Below are 18122 nucleotides of genomic sequence, written 5' to 3'. Positions count from 1 at the left end.
ATTTTAAGTTTGAAATTTTCATGCATGTTCTCTAAAAATGAGATTTCGTGAAAAATATAAAGGTAGGTAAATATATGGCTGTAAAATGTATTAAGAATGGTAAGATAATCCTAAAAGATAGAGTTTTACAGGGTAAATCAATTATATATGATGAAAAAATAATTCAAATTGTAGAAAATAATGTTCTTAGTAAAGATATAGAAACTATTGACGTAGAAGGAAATTATATATCACCTGGATTTATAGATATCCATGTTCATGGATCAAAAGGTTTTGATGTTATGGACGGCAGGATTGAAGGTATAGAAGCTATTAGTAAAAGCCTTTGTAATCATGGGGTTACAGGTTTCTTACCTACAACTATGACAATGCCAGTGGAGGATATTCATAAAGCTTTAGATGTGATAAAAGATTCTATGGATATTGAATTTAACGGTTCAAAAATTCTTGGTGTTCATTTAGAGGGTCCTTTTATTAGTTCTAAGTATAAAGGAGCACAAAATGAAAAGTATATTTTAACACCAATAATAGAAATTATAAAACCTTATCTTGATATAATTAAGATAATTACTATTGCCCCTGAAATGGATGAAAATCATACTTTTATTAAATCTATGAATGTGAATAAAAATATGATATTATCAATAGGACATACAAATTCTACTTATGAAGAAGCAATGAGTGCTATAGAAGATGGCATAAAAAGTGCAACTCATTGTTTTAATGCTATGACTCCACTTCATCATAGAAATCCTGGAGCAATTGGAGCAATTTTAAACAGTGATATTTATTGTGAGCTTATTGCAGATACAATTCATGTACATCCTGCATTATTTAATATTTTAGAAAAAACTAAAGGTGAAGATAGAATAATTTTAATAAGTGATGCTATGAGAGCAGCTTGTATGAAATCTGGAGATTACGATTTAGGTGGACAAAAAGTACTTGTATCGCATGGAAAAGCAACACTTGAAGATGGCACATTAGCTGGAAGTCTTCTCACTTTAGATAAAGCAGTGAAAAACATGAGAGCCCATACTAAATTAAAACTTGAAAAAATAATTAAGATGGTTACAATAAATCCTGCTAAAGCTATTGGGATAGATAGTATGAGTGGAAGCATAGAAGTAGGAAAATATGCTGATTTTACAGTATTCAATGAAAATATGGATATTTTATATACCATAGTAGAAGGAAACTTGTGTTTTAGGAAGGAATTTTAGGTTATGCAAATTATTAAAGTAAAAGATTATAAGGAACTAAGCAGAAAGGCAGCAAGTATATTGGCGAGTCAACTTATATTAAAACCTAAAAGTATTATAGGTCTTGCAACGGGATCTACACCTATAGGTACTTATGAAGAATTGATTCGTTTATACAATGAAGGATTTATAAGCTTTTCAGACGTAATTACTTTTAATTTAGATGAATATTGTGGGTTAGAATCTAATGATACAAATAGTTATTATAACTTTATGAAAACTAAACTATTTAATCATATAGATATAAAAAAGGAAAATATCAACATTCCTGATGGACTAGCAGAGGACATCCAAAATGAGTGTGAGTGCTATGAGGAAAAAATTGAAAAGTCTGGAGGTATAGATGTACAATTACTTGGTATAGGACGAAATGGTCATATTGGTTTTAATGAACCAAGTTCTAAATTTGAATCAAAAACATTTTTGGTAAATTTGGATGAAGACACAATTGAGGCTAATTCAAGGTTTTTTGACAATATAGAAGACGTACCTAGACAAGCAGTAAGTATGGGAATAAGGACTATTATGAGTTCAAAAAAAATTCTTTTACTTGCTAATGGTGAGGAAAAAGCAGAAATAGTATATAAGGCAATTTATGGTGATATAATTCCAGAGGTACCTGCATCAATACTTCAATTACATCCAGATGTTACTATAATCGTAGATGAAAAAGCAGGTAGCTATTTAAAGTAGTATAAGATAACTAGTCATATATAGGAAAATGGCTAGTTATTTTCTAAAGATTCATAATTAAAAGCTATGAATAGGTACTAGGGAGGTCGTTATATGAAAGGCATAGGTGCGTCTACAGGTATTGCGATTGGAAAGATATTGGTTAAGCATAATAAGATTGAAATAAAGAAATATAACATTGAAGATACTTCTGAAGAAATGAAAAGATTAAAAAAGGCTTTAGATATATCTATTAATCAAATAAAGGACCTTATTATATTTACAGAAGACACACTTGGAAAAGAGGAAGCGAAGGTTTTTGAAGCTCACATTCATATGTTAAAAGATGAAGAATTTATTTTTCTTATTGAAAATAAAATTAAAGAGTTTAAGTTTAATGTTGAATGGGCAGTTAAGGAAGCCACTGATTTTTACGTAGATATGTTTAATTCTTTAGATAATAGTTATATGCGTGAAAGAAGTGAGGATCTTATAGATGTCTCAAATAGGATAATAAATAACTTACTAAATTTAAGTGCCATAGATTATAGCAATTTAACTGACTCCTTTATATTAGTAGCTCATGATTTAACGCCATCTGAAACAGCTCAGCTTCCTAAGAATAAAATACTTGGCTTTATAACAGAAATAGGAGGACCGACATCTCACGTTGCTATTATGGCTAAAAATCTTGGCATTCCGGCAATTGTAGGTGCTGGAAAAATATTAGATTTATTTAATGAAAAGTCTTTATTAGCTATGGATGGAGGTACAGGTGAATTTATTATTGAACCAGATTGGCTGATAATAAATCAGTTCAATGAGAAGAAAGCCTATTTAGAAAGTGAAAAAGAGTTTAATAAATCTTTATTAGGTATGAAATCTCTTTCAAAGGATGGTAAAAATTTCGAAATAGTATGCAACATTGGTTCACAGGAAGAATTACAGCAGGTAATAGATAATGATGGTGAAGGAATAGGGCTTTTTAGAAGCGAATTTATATATATGGGAAGAAATGAGGCACCTAGTGAAGAAGAGCAATTAAGCTGTTATAAAGAAGTGATTCAAGGAATGGACGGAAAACCTGTAACAATCAGAACATTAGATGTAGGAGGAGATAAGGAGCTTACTTATTTAAATATTAAAAAGGAGCAAAATCCTTTTCTTGGTTTTAGAGCAACAAGATATTGCTTAAAAGAAAAAGAACTATTTAAGGTTCAGCTAAGAGCTATTTTAAGGGCAAGTGTCTTTGGAAATGTGAAAATAATGTTTCCTATGATATCTAGTGTTCAAGAAGTTAGAGAGGCAAAGGAAGTTCTTGAAGAATGTAAAAGGGAATTGAAATCTAGTGAAATACCTTATGATGAGCATATAAAAGTTGGCATAATGATTGAAATACCTTCAGCAGCAATTATTTCTGATATTCTTGCAAAAGAAGTAGATTTTTTTAGCATAGGTACTAACGACCTTATCCAGTATACTATTGCTGTAGATAGATTGAATGAAAAAGTATCAAATTTATATACTCCATACCATCCATCGATACTTAGGCTTATTGATACTGTAATTAAAAATGGACATAAGGAAGGTATATCAGTAGGAATCTGCGGAGAAGCAGCTAGTAATATAAAGCTTCTTCCTGTATTTATGGGTATGGAACTTGATGAATTTAGTGTAAGTTCAACTTTAGTTTTAAAATTAAGAAGGCATATGAAAAAAATTACAATTAAAGAGGCAAAAGAACTTAGTGATAAAGTCCTCAAGCTAGAAGATTCAGAAAGCATTGAAAAGTTTTTAGAAGATATCGATAGTTATTATCAGAAAATTAAGAATTAAGGAATTAAAAAGGAGATGTATCGGAATGATTTTGATACATCTCCTTTTTGATTTCTACTCTTATAAGGGTTTAGTTAGTGATAAAATAAATTAGAGCTATTTGTTTATAAACCAATATCACAGAAGAATATAGGTATTATAATATAAAAGTTATGAAAATTACAAAAATAAGTTATATAATTAGAAGTGTTTGGATAACTTAGGAGAAAAGAGTACAAATTATTTATTAGGATTATATTATATATTTAGAGTTAGGAGAGATTTTATTGAAAAGAACTTTAATTATAATTTTAATGGCAATATTAATCTTTACTGGTTGTAACATTAAAACTTCAGAAGAGAAAATTTCAGATAGTGGAATTAAAGAAAATACTACAAAGGAAGCAGTTAAATTAGAGGAATCTTTAGATGAGAAGATAGAGAAAAAAATTTCTTCAATGACTCTTGAAGAAAAGGTAGGACAATTACTTATGCCTTCTATAGATACTGTAAATACTAATGGAGAAACGATTGATTTTACGATAGTTACTCCAGAAGTAGAAGAAGTATTTAATAAATACAAATTAGGAGGAATCATCTTATTTAAAAATAACATGATAGATAAAGAGCAAACTAAAAAGCTTACAGAAGATTTACAAAAGACTTCAAGGGATATTGGAGTCTTTATAGGGACAGATGAAGAGGGCGGAACTGTAACAAGAATACCTAGAGATGTCGAGGCACCTAGTGCTAGAGCAATAGGAGATAGTAAAGATCCCAATTTATCTTTTGAAATTGCAAGAAGCATAGGAATGGATATGAAAAATTTAGGGTTAAATTTAGATTTTGCTCCTGTAATGGATGTAGATACGAATCCTAAAAATCCTGTTATAGGTATTAGAGCATTTAGTAATAAGCCAGAGATAGTAGCAGAATTTGGAGTCAAATTTATGGAAGGGTTAAAAAGTGAAGGTATAATTAGTGCTGTTAAGCATTTTCCAGGACATGGAGATACTGCAGGAGATTCTCATAAAGATTTAGTAAGTATAAATCATTCTAGAGATAGAATAAATGCTGTAGAATTGTATCCTTTTAAAAAAGCTATAGAAAATAATGTGGATATGGTAATGGTAGGTCATATTCAAGCGAAAGCCCTAGATGATAGTAGAATTTATTCTTCTAAGAAAGATACTGAAGTTTTAGTACCATCCACTTTTTCTAGCAAGATAATAGGAAACATTTTAAGAGAAGAACTAGGATTTAAAGGCGTGGTTATCACTGATGCGCTAAATATGGGAGCTATAACAAATTATTTTACACTAAAGGAAGCTTCAGTTAATGCATTAAAAGCAGGAGCTAATATATTGCTAATGCCAGCACCTCTAGAACCAGGTGGAAATAATGAGCAGTTTGATGAAGTTTTTTATGGAATAATTGAAGAAGTTAAAACGGGAAATCTAAGTGAGAATATAATAAATGACAGCTTAAAAAGAATATTAAATCTAAAATATAATTATGGACTTTTAAAGTTAGAATAACATTATATAATATTTTTAATATAGGCATAAAGATTAATAATTGCGAAAATTATATTAGCTCAATTAGAAATTAAAAAATAGACATATATACCAAAAGGCCTTATAAAGCGAGACTATCCGGAAATGGAAAGTCTCGCTATTATTTTGTAAATTTATTCTATATGCTTACAAAGATGTAAGTTTTAAATAAAAGTTGTAAGCTTAATCTATGGTATGAGAAATTATAGAATGATAAAATTTTACATAAATAATGATTTGATATTTGTAAGGAGAGAGTAGCGTGAAATTTAATTTATTAAATATTAGCTTAAACAATGTAAAGCATAATAAGAAAAATTATTTTACATACATTGTTTCTATAATAATTAATATAAGTATATTTAATGTGTATTTAAATATAGCAAATTCAGAAAAATTAAGAGCACTTATGGGAGAAGATGCTCTAGGAGTTGCTAATCTTTTATTTAATTTATGTTCTTGTGTAATCATTCTTTTTTCAGTAATATTCATGTGGAATTCCACTTCGTTTTTTATAAAAAAAAGAAAAAAAGAAATAGGCATATATGCTTTATTAGGAATGAAAAATAAAGATATAGCAAAGATGATGTTTATAGAAACTCTAATAATAGGGATATTTTCATTAGTTATCTCTATAGTAATAGGAACATTATTATCACAAATATTTGCTAGAGTATTTATGAGTTTTATAAAGGCTACAGGAGATATAGGAATAGTATTCAGTTTTAAGGCACTAAAAAATACCTTAGTTAATTTTAGTATAGTATTTATTATCATTTCTATAAGAGCTTATAGAATAATATATAAGTTTAAACTTATTGATTTATTTAAAGGGGAAGAAATTAATGAAAAAGAGCCTAAAAATAAAACTTTAAAAGGCATATTATCGATATTATTGCTTATCTTAGGATACTTCTTTGGAAGTTTTGCAGGAATAAAAATTTTAGGTGCAGCATCACTTTTTTTAGCTCTAATATCAGTAATAGCAGGAACATATTTATTTTTTAACAGCTTCTTTACTCTCTATGTAAGTTTGATGAGACAAAGGAAGAGTAGCTATAAAAATGTAGAAAAATTACTTGCATTATCCAGTATTAGAAGCAGAATAGGAAGCAATGCTAAATCTTTAGCTGTTATATCCATATTAAATGCATCTATAATAGTTGCTGCTAGTACTACAATGATTATAACTGGATTACTAGAAAAAGATATTTCTAATAATAAATTTTCTTATGTTTATCACTCTAATAAAGAAGCGGATAAAATTGTAGATAAAGTTTTAGAGCAATATAAAGATAATAAGGTAAAAAATAATATTTTTATTCATTCTTTAAAATTTAATGAAAATGAAATATTGAAGGATGGTACAGAAGGTAGAAATATTTATGTTATTAAGGAAGAAGATTATAATAAGCTTTGTGATGCAGCAAATATAGAAGAAAAATTGAAGCTTAAAAATAAAAATAATATAGCAATACTAGATGAAAATAAGATTTTTAATGAAAGAGCATGGAAAATAAATGCAAGTAAAATAAAAAGTGTAAAGGTAAATGAAAATATAAATATGCTCTTTGGAGATAGTGAAGAATCTATGGATTTAGTGGAGTATAGGGAAGAGATTATAAATTCGGAGCTAGGAGGAAAAACTGTAGTTGTAACATCAGAATCTTTTGAAACACTCAAAACTTTTGGAAATCCTCTTAGCCTTAGATTTATCAATGTAGACAATCAAAATAAGAGTAAAGAGCTAACAGAAGACATAAATAATGGTTTACATGGAAAAACAAAAATATCCAGCTATTATCAGTCCTACGAATCGGTGAGTAATATTAGTGGTACTTTTAAATTTATAGCACTTTTTACATCACTTATATTCATAATATCTAGCTTAAGCGTAATTTACTTTAAAATTGTGATGGAATGTGGTGAGGAAATAAAGAGATATTCTATAATTAAAAAGATTGGTTTCTCGCATAAAGATATTAAAAAAAGCATGGGAAAGGAATTGGCTATAATATTTATGGTTCCATTAATTTTATCAATACTTCATGCTCTAGCTGCATTAAGTACAATAATTTTTCTTCAAATTAAAGGAGCTATAATATCAATACTTATATTTATAATAATATATGTAATTTTTTATAGAGTAAGTAATAAATCACATTTTAAATTTATAGTAGAGATGATATAGAAGAAAAGGCACTTTGATTATTGAAGTGCCTTTTGTAGTAAATTAATAAAAATATTAAATAGAATATTTTATATAATTTACTTTAAAATATATTTAGCTTTATACAAGTTTATTTTCATGATTATAATCAAACTCTTTAGGATCTTGATTATAAACTCCTTCTTTGAAATTATCTAATCCCAATCTTTCTATGAAATCACTGATTTTTTCACCAAAATTTGCTGTCTTTTGATAGAAGGTTAAAATCTTTTCTACTAATTCATATGCTTCATTTTCAGTAATATCAATAGCTATTATATCTGCAATTCTAGGATTAAACCCAGAGGAGCCTCCAGCAGTTATTCTAAAGCCTGTAATGTCTGCAATTACACCTACGTCTTTTGAATAAACTCCTCCACAGGCATTTCTACATCCAGCAACTCCTATTTTAGTTCTATTTGGCATAGAAGCACCATGAAATTTATTTAAAATTTTCATGCCTATATTCATAGTATTAGCTTTAGATCTTTTACAAAAACCAGCAGGGCAAATCTCTACATTTTTTACTGAATAAATATTTTTAACAGCAGGCTCCATTTCAAGTTCAGCCCATATATTTTCAAGATCCTCTTCCTTCAAATTTGTTATCATAATTCTTTGGCCAGAGGTCATCTTTAAAACTCCGTTATATTTTTTAGCTACTTCACCTATCTTTATAAGCTTATCAGCACTTATAAATCCACCAGGGATGTGAGGTGTTATAGCAAAAGTTCTCTTGCCATCTCTAACTTTTTGCAAATTACCGTAATGTGCCATAAATAAACACTTCCTATCTATGTAAATTTTATATTTCTTTATTGATAAATATATTTTAATATTTAATAGAGCTTTTGTCAGTAACACAGGTTACAGATAAATTGACTGAAAGGCAAGATATTAAAGATCAAAGTTAAGAATTTTTATATGAATATTTAAAAGATATTTGTGTGATTTAAATTTAAGTATATTCAAAAAATGACAAGTTAACAGGACAATTTACTTTGTATCGCACTTTGCTATCAGATGTAAAATAAACTAACTTCCTTGGCTTGTCATTTTCTCACATGCCTTAAATTAAATTTTCTNNTTAGCTATTTTCTGTAATAATATATAATCTATTATAAATATAATGGTTCCAATTATAATTAGTATTATGTTAGTTAAAAGAAATATACCAGTTATTTGACACATTGCTAAGAGGATTATAGGCAAGACAATAAGGCCAGCCAACTGTTGAGCTTCTTGAAAAGTCTTAGACTTTGCCGATATTAGAATAGTAAAAGTTAATCCAAGAATTGCTACAGCGGGAGTAAGATATAATATAAGAATTACCCATTTTATATTAGGGAAAATAAGCTTATTAAAATATAATAATCCGCCTATATTTACAATTATCCCAAATATTATACTGCATATTAAAGTTATTACATAAGTGGGAATAAAAACTCCTAAAAGCTTAGCTTTAAACAATTCTTCTATTGAAATTGGTGTATATAACAGTGTTTCCATAGTTTTATGCTCTTTTTCTCCTACAAAACTACTAGCACCAAGTAAAGTTGAACACATTATAGGTATTAACAGAAAAAAAGAAGGAAACAAATAATTAGTAAGTATAGTTAATACCATTTGCTCAGTAGTAAGGGTTTTGTAAGTTTGCGGCAATTTACTTATTAAAGAATCAAAATCTTTTAGAGCTTTTGTTGCATCAGGGGAAAAATGAAGAAGCAACAATACTATTGTTGGAAGTATAACCACAAAAATCAATGGAACTATAATCATAGGTAGTAATACTTGTTTTGAAGACGTTATATCTCTTACATCTTTATAAATTAATGCACTACTTATTTTATTCAAATTTATCACCTCTTACATAGCTAAAATATAAATCTTCTAAAGAAGGTTTTTCTCTTCTAACTTCATATATTTTTCCATTGCTACTAAAGATATTGTGTAAAAGCTTAGCTACTTCCTCATCGCTAGATATATGCTTTCTATAGATATTTCTATCAATTTTATTTAATCCAACATTATTAGGAATATTTTCTCCTCTGATTATAATAGAGTCATTAAAATTTCTATCATTGCATAATTCTTCAAAACTACCAAAGCCAAGCAAAGTTCCTTTGCTTATAAGAGCATAAAGTGAACATATATCCTGTGCATACTTCAATTGATGGGTACACATGAATACGGTACTTTTATTTTCAAATGTCATATTTTTGATAAGTTTAGTAACATTTTCAGCACTTTCAGGATCAAGGCCAGAAGTAGGTTCATCAAGAAATAATATTTTAGGATTATGAATAAGAGCTATAGCAAGAGATATTCTTTTTTTCATTCCAGTACTATAAGCTTTTACTTTTCTATGCTTTACGTCTTCTAATTCTAATCTATTCAATAACTCATTGCTTCTCTTTTTTATTTCATTATTGTTAAGGCCATGCATTTTACCAAAGAAAATAAGATTTTCTTCACCACTTAAATTTTCATAGCTACATGCTGTTTCTGTCATCACTCCTGATAAACTATGAATTTTTATTTGATCTTTAGTAACATCATGTTCAAATATTTTTACTTCACCTTCTGAAGGGGTTAGTATTCCATTTAATATCCTTACTGTGGTTGTCTTACCTGAACCATTAGGGCCAAGAAATCCTACAATAGAGCCTTCGGGTACTATAAAATTTATATTATCTAATGCTTTATTAATACCATCATAAGATTTAGTTAAGTTTCTTACTTCAATAGCATTCATTATTATCACCTCTTATATATTAAACTTTAAAGTGATAGAAAAAGTTCACATAAATTAAGAAAAATTTATAAAAGCATAAATAATATAAAAATACTGTAAAAGCTAATTATTTTTAATTAACTTCTACAGTATTCATTACCATAGGGTTATTTAATGAAAAATCTTTTCTATGAGTGAAAAATTAAGAATGAAGAATGAAGAATTATGGTTGAAACTTCGCCGTTAAGACCTTTGAGGTTTTTTGATAATAAATTTTATTTTAAGAAATTCACTAAGGGTGAATTTCTTCCTAAATTTTTCACTTTTAATTATTAATCCTTAATTTCTAAGGAGTTAATCTGTTTTTATAGAAAATTTATTTTCAAGATTATATATTAAATTTTCCCATTGTATCCTTATAATACCTTTGATAGAAAATCTTTAGTTCGTGTATGCTTTGGGTTTTCAAAAACTTCTTTTGGAGTTCCTTTTTCAACAATATTGCCACCGTCAATAAAGAAAATTCTATCTCCAACTTCTTTTGCAAATCTCATTTCATGAGTAACTATTACCATAGTCATTCCTTCACTGGCTAAGTCTTTCATAACATTTAAAACTTCTCCTACCATTTCTGGATCAAGAGCTGAGGTAGGTTCATCAAAGAGCATGACTTCAGGTTCCATGGCTAAAGCTCTAGCTATGGCAATTCTTTGTTTTTGTCCTCCAGATAATGAAGAGGGGTAGGCTTTAGCCTTATCCTTTAAACCTACTTTTTCTAATAAGATCATTGCTTTTTTTTCTGCTTCTTCTTTGCTTAATCCCTGAACATTAATTGGTGATAGTGTTATATTATCTAGCACAGTTTTATGAGGGAAGAGATTAAATTGTTGAAACACCATACCCATTTTTTCTCTTATTTTATCTATATTAATTTTTTTATCCGTTATTTCTGTTGATTTAAATGTTATTGTTCCAGAAGTAGGTGTTTCAAGTAGATTTAAGCATCTTAAAAATGTGCTTTTTCCTGAACCGCTAGGTCCTATAACCACAACTACTTCACCTTTTTCTATAGTCTCATCTATACCTTTAAGGACTTCATGTCGTCCAAAGTGCTTTTCTAATCCTTTAATGGTTATCACTTATCTTCATCCTCCTCTCAATTACTCCTAGTAATTTTGATAAAGTAAATGTTAATACAAAATAAATAATTGCAACAACAATTAATGGTTCAAAAGGTTGAGCAGTGTTTCCTCTTATTGTATCTGCGTTATACATAAGCTCACTGATTCCTATAATAGATACTATTGAAGATTCCTTTATTATTGTTATAAATTCGTTACCTAGTGCAGGTAATATATTCTTTAAAGCTTGAGGCATTATTATTAGTCTCATGGTTAAAGAGTTTGACATACCTAAACTCCTAGCAGCTTCTTTTTGACCCTTATCTACAGCATCTATACCAGCTCGTACAATTTCTGCAACATAGGCAGCGCTATTTAAAGATAAGGTTATTATCGCGGCTACCATATCGGGAAAATGAATACCTAGTGAAGGCAATCCATAATAAACTATGTATAACTGAACTAATATTGGAGTTCCCCTTAAGATTTCTATATAAGAAGATGAAATAAATTTTAAAAAATTATTTTTGCTAAGTTTCATAAGGCTTAATATAGAGCCTAAAATTGTACCAAATACAACAGTAAAGAATGCCAGTATTATGGTAAGCTTTGTTCCTCCGATGAAGAAAGGGTAATATTTACTTAAAAATCCAAAATCCAAAATGTCTTCCTCCTTTCAAAAGTTTTATAGTAGCAATTATTCTACCATTTTATTTGCTTCAACCATAAACTCAGATATTTTTCCTTCTTTTATAAGTCTATTTAAAGTTTTATTTATTTCTTCTATAAAATCTGNNTGCAATAGCTGTACCTAAGTCTTCCTCAGCTTCAAATTCACAAGTTGTCATTGCTAAATCAGGATTTCTCTCAGTATAAAATTCACCAACTGGTAATTCTGTGACAACTGCATCTACTTTATTGTTTTTAAGTTCCATCATTAAATCAGTGACTTTACTTAAACCTTTAAAATCTGCATCTTTTATTTGAGATGTAGAAATTTGTTGTTGTATAGAACCTTTTTGTACACCTACCTTTTTACCAGTTAAACTATCTAAATCTGGGTATTTATCTTTATCTTCTGCTCTAACTATTATTCCATGCTGTGCTTTATAATAAACATCTGAAAAATCCACGCTCTTTTTTCTTTCTTCTGAAGGATTCATGCCAGCAAGAACCATATCTACTTTACCAGTTTTAAGAGCAGCCAATAATCCATCAAAGCTCATATCACTAAGTTGTATTTCAACACCTAAATCCTTTGCAAGTTCTTTTGCTATGAATATGTCAAAACCTACAATTTCATCCTTACCGTTTATTTCTTTATGAAATTCATAAGGTGGGTAATCAGCACTTGTACCAATAACAAGTTTTTTAGATTCTTTAACTTTCTCTAAAATTGATACTGCTCCTGTATCAGATTCTTTTTTGTTACATCCTATTAGACCAAATGTCATTGCACCTACCATAGTTGCTGCTACTAATTTTTTAAATAAATTTTTTTTCATTTCAAATCCCCCTAATCGACTTTTTTAATATTGAGTATAATTATACACACATTTATTATAAATATGCAATAATTTTTTTGAAAAAACTTTTAAAAATAATTTTTTATACGTAAAATGGCGGTTTTAGATGAGGTTACACTATAGAATTGAGAGAAAAATCGTTTTCATAAATAATATTTATGCATATTATTCATAAGCTTATACATTTATTGCATTAAGTAATTTTTGATGTTTTTAAAATAGATGAAATAATAAAATCTTTATTTACATCTATTTGTGATAAGATTGTAAGAAAGTAAATAATAATGGTAGGAGAAAATATGAATAGTGAAAGTTTAGAAGAAATATTACATTCAATTAAAAATAATAAATTATCGTTGATCTTAGCATCAACAAAAGATTGTGGAGTTTGTACTTCTATAGAGCCAAGAGTAGAATATTTAGTGAATAAATATCCTGATATAAATTACAAACACATATTTATTGACTCAATGATAAAGGCAAGTGGAGAATTTACCATATTTACAGTGCCAACTATAATTATGTTTGCACAGGATAAGGAAGTTCATAGAGAAAGCAGATTTATTGACTTTGAGAACCTAGAGTTTGAAATTTCAAGATGGCATAATTATTTATTTAATTAGTATTTTATAAAGTTCTATTTAAATTTAGTTATAAGGAGAAATATAATTGCAAATTTTTTTCACCTCTGGGGAACAGTAGTAGGGTTCACCTAAGAGGCAGTATATTTTGGATCAGAAATCAGTGAATCTAACTAATGCTATGGAGAGATTATGGGAATTAAGTATGAAGCATGAAAAATTTAAGGGGAATTTAATTCTTTAATTGTGAATTGAAAAAGTTGTGTTTTAAAATAGTTTATAGTAGAATATCATATAAATATAAGCAATTAAGTAAAAAATTACTAGAACTATTACGATATTTATTCAAGTTTCATTGTAAAAAAGGCTTTTATAAATGCTAGCTTAAGGGGGGAGAATATTTTGATAAAACCTAAAAGATTAAAAGAGGGCTCTCGTATAGCAATTATATCACCATCTAATGGTTTACCATTTTTGTTTTCAGATATTTACGAGCTTGGATTGAAAAACTTAAGAGAGATATTAGGTTTTGAATTAGTTGAAATGAAAACTGCTAGAATGTCACCAGAAGAGCTTTATAATAATCCAAGATTAAGAGCGGAAGATATAAATAATGCTTTTAAAGATGAGAGTATTGATGGAATTATAACATCTATAGGTGGTTGTGAATCTGTCAGAATTTTAAAATATTTAGATAAAGATTTAATAATAAACAATCCTAAATTTATTATGGGGTTTTCAGATGCCACTACTTTTTTAACTTATTTAAATCAGCTAGGTATGATTACTTTTTATGGGCCTTCAGTTATGGCAGGATTTGCTCAATTAGAGAATCTTCCAAAATCTTATATAAATCATATCAAAGCAATATTGTTTGAGGGAGTAATTCCTTATTCATATAAACCTTATGAAAAATGGGTTGACGGTTACAAAGATTGGAACAATAAAGAAACAATAGGACAATGTACAGAGTTTAATGATAATAAAGATGGGTGGAAATTTCTACAAGGAAAAGAGGATGCTGAAGGCATATTATGGGGAGGATGTATTGAGGTTCTAGAGTTTTTAAAATCAACAGACTATTGGCCAAGTAAAGACTTTTGGCAGGATAAAGTTCTGTTTTTTGAAACTTCAGAGGATAAGCCTTCTCCAAGCCAAGTTGAATCCATGTTAAGAAATTATGGCATTCAAGGGATATTTAATAAAGTAAAGGCTATAATTTTTGGACGACCTAAAGATTATTCAAAGGAAGAAAAAGAAGAACTTAATCAGTCAATATTGAGAGTGGTTAAAGATGAATTTGAAAATAGTTCAATGCCAATAGTTGTAGATGTGGATTTTGGGCATACTGACCCAAAATTAATTTTACCTATAGGAGCTAGAATAAAATTAAATCCTGATACTAGTGAATTAATTTTAATAGAAGACCCTTTTCAACCATAAAAATAATTTTAAAATATATTTAAATAGGAGGAAGTTATGAATAAAGAATTTTTTATAAAAAATAGAAAGAATCTTAATGAAAAATTAGAAGATAATTCAATTTTAGTACTTTTTGCTGGAGATGCTCCATATAAATCTGCGGATGCCCAATATTCATTTGTACAAAATAGGAATTTTTACTATATAGCTGGTTTTCCAAGAGAAAAGGCTATATTTATGTTACTAAAACAAAATGGACAAGTATCAGAAAGTCTTTTTATAGAAAGACAAGATCCTGTTATGGCTAGATGGATTGGAGAAAAGCTATCTATAGAAGAATCTAAGGAACTAACTGGTATAGAAAATATTAAATATCTAGATCAGTTTAATGAATCTTTTGGCAAAATTGCTGGAGATATGGAAGTTGAAAAACTATATTTGGATCTTGAAAGACAAGAATACAATATGAAAGAAAGTGGAAGTTTAACTTTTGCAAAGGATGCTGTTAATAGATATCCATTTTTAAAAATTAAAAATGTATTTAATCATATTGCAGATTTGAGAGTTATAAAGTCTGAAGAAGAAATTGAACTTATCAAAAAAGCTATTAACATAACTAAGGACGGAATATATAACATGATGTCAAATGCTAGAGCAGGCATGATGGAATATGAACTTGAGGCATGGTTTGATTATACTTTAAGAAAAAATGGAATTAAAGAGACAGCTTTTGATACCATAATAGGATCAGGAAAAAATGGTACTGTACTTCATTATGTAGAAAATAACTGTGAAGTTCAAGATGAAACTTTAGTTTTACTTGATTTAGGTGCACAATATAAACTTTATAATGGGGATATTTCTCGTACTTTCCCCGTAAATGGTAAATTTACTGAAAGGCAAAAAGATGTTTATAATGCAGTATTAAGAGCTCAAAAAGCTATTGAAGCAGCAGTAAAACCAGGAGTTATGTGGAGAGATATAAATGAGCTGGCTAAAAAGGAACTTGCTAAAGGATGTAAGGAACTTGGATTGATAAAAGAAGATAGTGAATTATCTAATTACTATTTCCACTCCTTTGGTCACTTTTTAGGTTTAGATACTCATGATGTTGGAACATATAATTTTCCACTTAAGCCAGGTATGATTCTGACCAATGAACCAGGTCTTTATATCTCAGAAGAAGGTATTGGAATTAGAATAGAAGATGACTTGCTCATAACAGAAGATGGCTGCATAAATTTATCTAAAGATATTATAAAGGGAGTAGACGAAATAGAAGAATTTATGGCAAAAAATAAAAGATAACAAGTAGTGATAAAAATAAAATATAAAATCGGCTTACTTATGGTAAGCCGACTTTATATTTATATATTAAGCTATATCTTTCTTTTTAACATAATAATATACTGGAAGTCCCAATAAGGCTATTATACTTCCATAAATTGCAAAAGAAGTGTTGGTTATTAATGTACTTATTATTATATAACCACTTCCAACTATTCCTACAAGAGGGATTACAGGGTAAAGAGGTACACGATAAGGTCTTTCTATATCTTTAAACTTACTTCTTAAAATAAATATTCCTGCAACACCCATGGTAAAGAATATCCATAGCACAAACATTACTAAATCAGTAAGCATATTAAAAGAGCCTGATAAAACATAAAGACAAGATAAAAATCCTTGAAATATAAAAGCATTTGTCGGAGTTCCAAACTTAGTATTTATTTTACCAAAAAATGAACTGAAAGGTGTTAGATTGTCTTGAGCCATAGCAAAAGGAATTCTTACTCCAGTCATCATATATCCATTTAAAGCACCAAATATAGAAACAAATATACCGATAGAAATAAATTTAGCTCCATTACTTCCGAATAAGACCATTGCAGCATCAGAAGCTGGTTTTTCTGAAGCTATAACTGCTTCCATTGGTATTATCTTAATTAATGCTATATTTATAAGGGCATAGACTATAATTGTTATGGATAATCCCAATATTATAGATCTTGGAAGATCTTTTTCGGGGTTTTTTAGTTCTCCTGCCATATTTCCTACACTAATCCATCCATCATAAGCCCAAAGGGTACCTAATATAGCTGCACCAAAACTAGATATGCTACTTGAATTTCCTATATTAAAGCTAAAACTTTGAACTGTTCCTCTCAGAAATCCTAGTACTATAATAATTATAATTGGTAAAAGTTTTGCTACAGTTACTATTCCTTGAATTTTACTCCCTAATTTTGTAGAAATTATATTAACTATTGTAAGAAATATTATGAATCCAATGGCTAGTAGCTTTTGAGAGGTACTGCTTAAATTAATAAAATCTGTAGCTTGGGTTGATAATACAATAGCTAAGGCTGCAACTGCTCCTGGGAGATAAATAACAGTCTGTACCCAGCCAAATAAAAATGCCCATTTTTCTCCATAAAGTTCTTTAAGATACACAAATAACCCACCAGTTTTAGGAATAGCTGCTGCAATTTCTGCAATGGTTAGTCCTGATGCCATGGCTATTATCCCTCCTGATATCCAAGCCAATATACCTAATAATGGCGAACCAGCATTTTCAAAAACTATGGAAGGTTTAAAAAAAATACCTGAACCTATAACCATACCTAATACAATNNTCCAAGTTCTTTTTTTAAGACTTTTTCATTTGATTTTTTCATTAATTTCCATCCTTTCTAAGTATATAACAATATTTTATGTAAATATTATTATATTGATTCTTTTGTACATATTTAAAAGTTTACCCATATATATAAGAGTTTACTATTATATATCTTAAAAAAAATTAGTGAGAGCTGACATGTGTTTTATGTTATTTAAATGTATTTATAGGAAAATTATTATGACTAAAATATTATATCATTAAATTTATTTTAATAAAGAAAACATTATGTAAATTGGAGTAATTATTTATAATTTATCCTATATAGAACAAAATTTATTATGACTATCTAGCAAAAATTTAAATTAAAAATATAATATTGTGACTATTATTTGGGGGTTATAATAATTTTAAGTGATAATAAAATATATTTAAATTTTGATTATTTATAATTAACCTTATTGAAATTTTTATTTTTCATATAATATTGTGAATCTGGTGAATAATTTTACAATGTTAATTTATATTGTCTATTGCTTCTGATTATGGTAGGTTTGTTTTAGGATTAAACATGTTTAAACTAAATTTTTCATTCGTAGAAAAG

14 protein-coding genes and 1 pseudogene are annotated in these 18122 nt (G+C 28.4%); 8 read left to right on the top strand and 7 right to left on the bottom strand.

Annotation, left to right across the window (positions count from 1 at the left end):
• Nucleotides 1-74 precede the first annotated feature (74 nt).
• The 5 genes from nagA to B2W91_RS01830 all read left to right on the top strand — a co-directional run bounded on the left by nagA (nt 75) and on the right by B2W91_RS01830 (nt 7496).
• A complete protein-coding gene (nagA, locus tag B2W91_RS01850; protein WP_291578560.1) occupies nt 75-1223 on the top strand; it encodes an N-acetylglucosamine-6-phosphate deacetylase in 1149 nt (382 codons plus the stop codon).
• Nucleotides 1224-1226: 3 nt separating this feature from the next.
• Nucleotides 1227-1955 carry a glucosamine-6-phosphate deaminase gene (nagB, locus tag B2W91_RS01845; protein WP_291578559.1) on the top strand — a complete coding sequence of 243 codons (729 nt, stop codon included), beginning with the start codon at nt 1227-1229 and terminating at the stop codon, nt 1953-1955.
• Nucleotides 1956-2048: 93 nt separating this feature from the next.
• Entirely contained in the window at nt 2049-3770 is a 1722-nt protein-coding gene (gene ptsP, locus B2W91_RS01840) for a phosphoenolpyruvate--protein phosphotransferase (protein WP_291578558.1), read from the top strand.
• Nucleotides 3771-4036: 266 nt separating this feature from the next.
• On the top strand, nt 4037-5287 hold the full coding sequence (locus B2W91_RS01835; RefSeq protein WP_291578557.1) for a glycoside hydrolase family 3 protein: 1251 nt from the start codon (nt 4037-4039) through the stop codon (nt 5285-5287).
• 280 nt (nt 5288-5567) lie between these two features.
• Nucleotides 5568-7496, top strand: a complete 1929-nt coding sequence (locus B2W91_RS01830) for an ABC transporter permease (RefSeq protein WP_291578554.1) — start codon at nt 5568-5570, stop codon at nt 7494-7496.
• A 99-nt stretch (nt 7497-7595) separates the two neighbouring features.
• Here B2W91_RS01830 and B2W91_RS01825 read toward each other — a convergent pair whose 3' ends face one another.
• The 6 genes and pseudogenes from B2W91_RS01825 to B2W91_RS01800 form a co-directional block, all read right to left on the bottom strand.
• The gene (locus B2W91_RS01825; protein ID WP_291578553.1) at nt 7596-8291 is read right to left on the bottom strand and encodes an NAD(P)/FAD-dependent oxidoreductase; all 696 of its coding nucleotides are present in this window, start codon (nt 8289-8291) and stop codon (nt 7596-7598) included.
• 297 nt (nt 8292-8588) lie between these two features.
• Nucleotides 8589-9377 carry an ABC transporter permease subunit gene (locus tag B2W91_RS01820; RefSeq protein ID WP_422653265.1) on the bottom strand — a complete coding sequence of 263 codons (789 nt, stop codon included), beginning with the start codon at nt 9375-9377 and terminating at the stop codon, nt 8589-8591.
• Entirely contained in the window at nt 9361-10269 is a 909-nt protein-coding gene (locus B2W91_RS01815) for an ABC transporter ATP-binding protein (RefSeq protein WP_291578551.1), read from the bottom strand. The genes B2W91_RS01820 and B2W91_RS01815 overlap by 17 nt, the downstream gene beginning before the upstream one ends.
• Nucleotides 10270-10664: 395 nt before the next feature.
• Nucleotides 10665-11387, bottom strand: a complete 723-nt coding sequence (locus B2W91_RS01810; RefSeq protein ID WP_291578550.1) for an amino acid ABC transporter ATP-binding protein — start codon at nt 11385-11387, stop codon at nt 10665-10667.
• The gene (locus B2W91_RS01805) at nt 11374-12030 is read right to left on the bottom strand and encodes an amino acid ABC transporter permease (RefSeq protein WP_291578548.1); all 657 of its coding nucleotides are present in this window, start codon (nt 12028-12030) and stop codon (nt 11374-11376) included. The genes B2W91_RS01810 and B2W91_RS01805 overlap by 14 nt, the downstream gene beginning before the upstream one ends.
• A gap of 36 nt (nt 12031-12066) precedes the next feature.
• Nucleotides 12067-12874, bottom strand: a pseudogene (locus tag B2W91_RS01800) (transporter substrate-binding domain-containing protein).
• 320 nt (nt 12875-13194) lie between these two features.
• Between B2W91_RS01800 and B2W91_RS01795 the strand changes: the two are divergent.
• The 3 genes from B2W91_RS01795 (at nt 13195) to B2W91_RS01785 (ending at nt 16206) form a co-directional block, all read left to right on the top strand.
• Nucleotides 13195-13518 (top strand): thioredoxin family protein, encoded by a 324-nt coding sequence (locus B2W91_RS01795; protein WP_291578547.1) that lies wholly within the window; start codon nt 13195-13197, stop codon nt 13516-13518.
• A gap of 360 nt (nt 13519-13878) precedes the next feature.
• The gene (locus B2W91_RS01790) at nt 13879-14919 is read left to right on the top strand and encodes a S66 family peptidase (RefSeq protein ID WP_291578546.1); all 1041 of its coding nucleotides are present in this window, start codon (nt 13879-13881) and stop codon (nt 14917-14919) included.
• A 36-nt stretch (nt 14920-14955) separates the two neighbouring features.
• Nucleotides 14956-16206 (top strand): aminopeptidase P family protein, encoded by a 1251-nt coding sequence (locus tag B2W91_RS01785; RefSeq protein WP_291578545.1) that lies wholly within the window; start codon nt 14956-14958, stop codon nt 16204-16206.
• A gap of 66 nt (nt 16207-16272) precedes the next feature.
• Here the strand turns inward: B2W91_RS01785 and B2W91_RS01780 are convergent, their stop codons facing one another.
• Nucleotides 16273-17532 carry an APC family permease gene (locus tag B2W91_RS01780; protein ID WP_414633095.1) on the bottom strand — a complete coding sequence of 420 codons (1260 nt, stop codon included), beginning with the start codon at nt 17530-17532 and terminating at the stop codon, nt 16273-16275.
• Nucleotides 17533-18122: the final 590 nt, after the last annotated feature.

The organism is Clostridium sp. UBA6640 (genome assembly GCF_002455975.1).
Lineage (GTDB): Bacteria > Bacillota > Clostridia > Clostridiales > Clostridiaceae > Clostridium_J.
The sequence above is the reverse complement of the archived record's forward strand: the minus strand, read 5'-3'. Positions and strand labels throughout refer to the sequence as shown.

Bases quoted from the DNA above. Each gene is read 5' to 3' on its own strand.
- B2W91_RS01785 (WP_291578545.1), top strand. From the start codon at position 14,956: ATGAATAAAGAATTTTTTATAAAAAATAGAAAGAATCTTAATGAAAAA.
- nagB (WP_291578559.1), top strand. From the start codon at position 1,227: ATGCAAATTATTAAAGTAAAAGATTATAAGGAACTAAGCAGAAAGGCA.
- B2W91_RS01795 (WP_291578547.1), top strand. From the start codon at position 13,195: ATGAATAGTGAAAGTTTAGAAGAAATATTACATTCAATTAAAAATAAT.
- nagA (WP_291578560.1), top strand. From the start codon at position 75: ATGGCTGTAAAATGTATTAAGAATGGTAAGATAATCCTAAAAGATAGA.
- ptsP (WP_291578558.1), top strand. From the start codon at position 2,049: ATGAAAGGCATAGGTGCGTCTACAGGTATTGCGATTGGAAAGATATTG.
- B2W91_RS01825 (WP_291578553.1), bottom strand. From the start codon at position 8,291: ATGGCACATTACGGTAATTTGCAAAAAGTTAGAGATGGCAAGAGAACT.
- B2W91_RS01815 (WP_291578551.1), bottom strand. From the start codon at position 10,269: ATGAATGCTATTGAAGTAAGAAACTTAACTAAATCTTATGATGGTATT.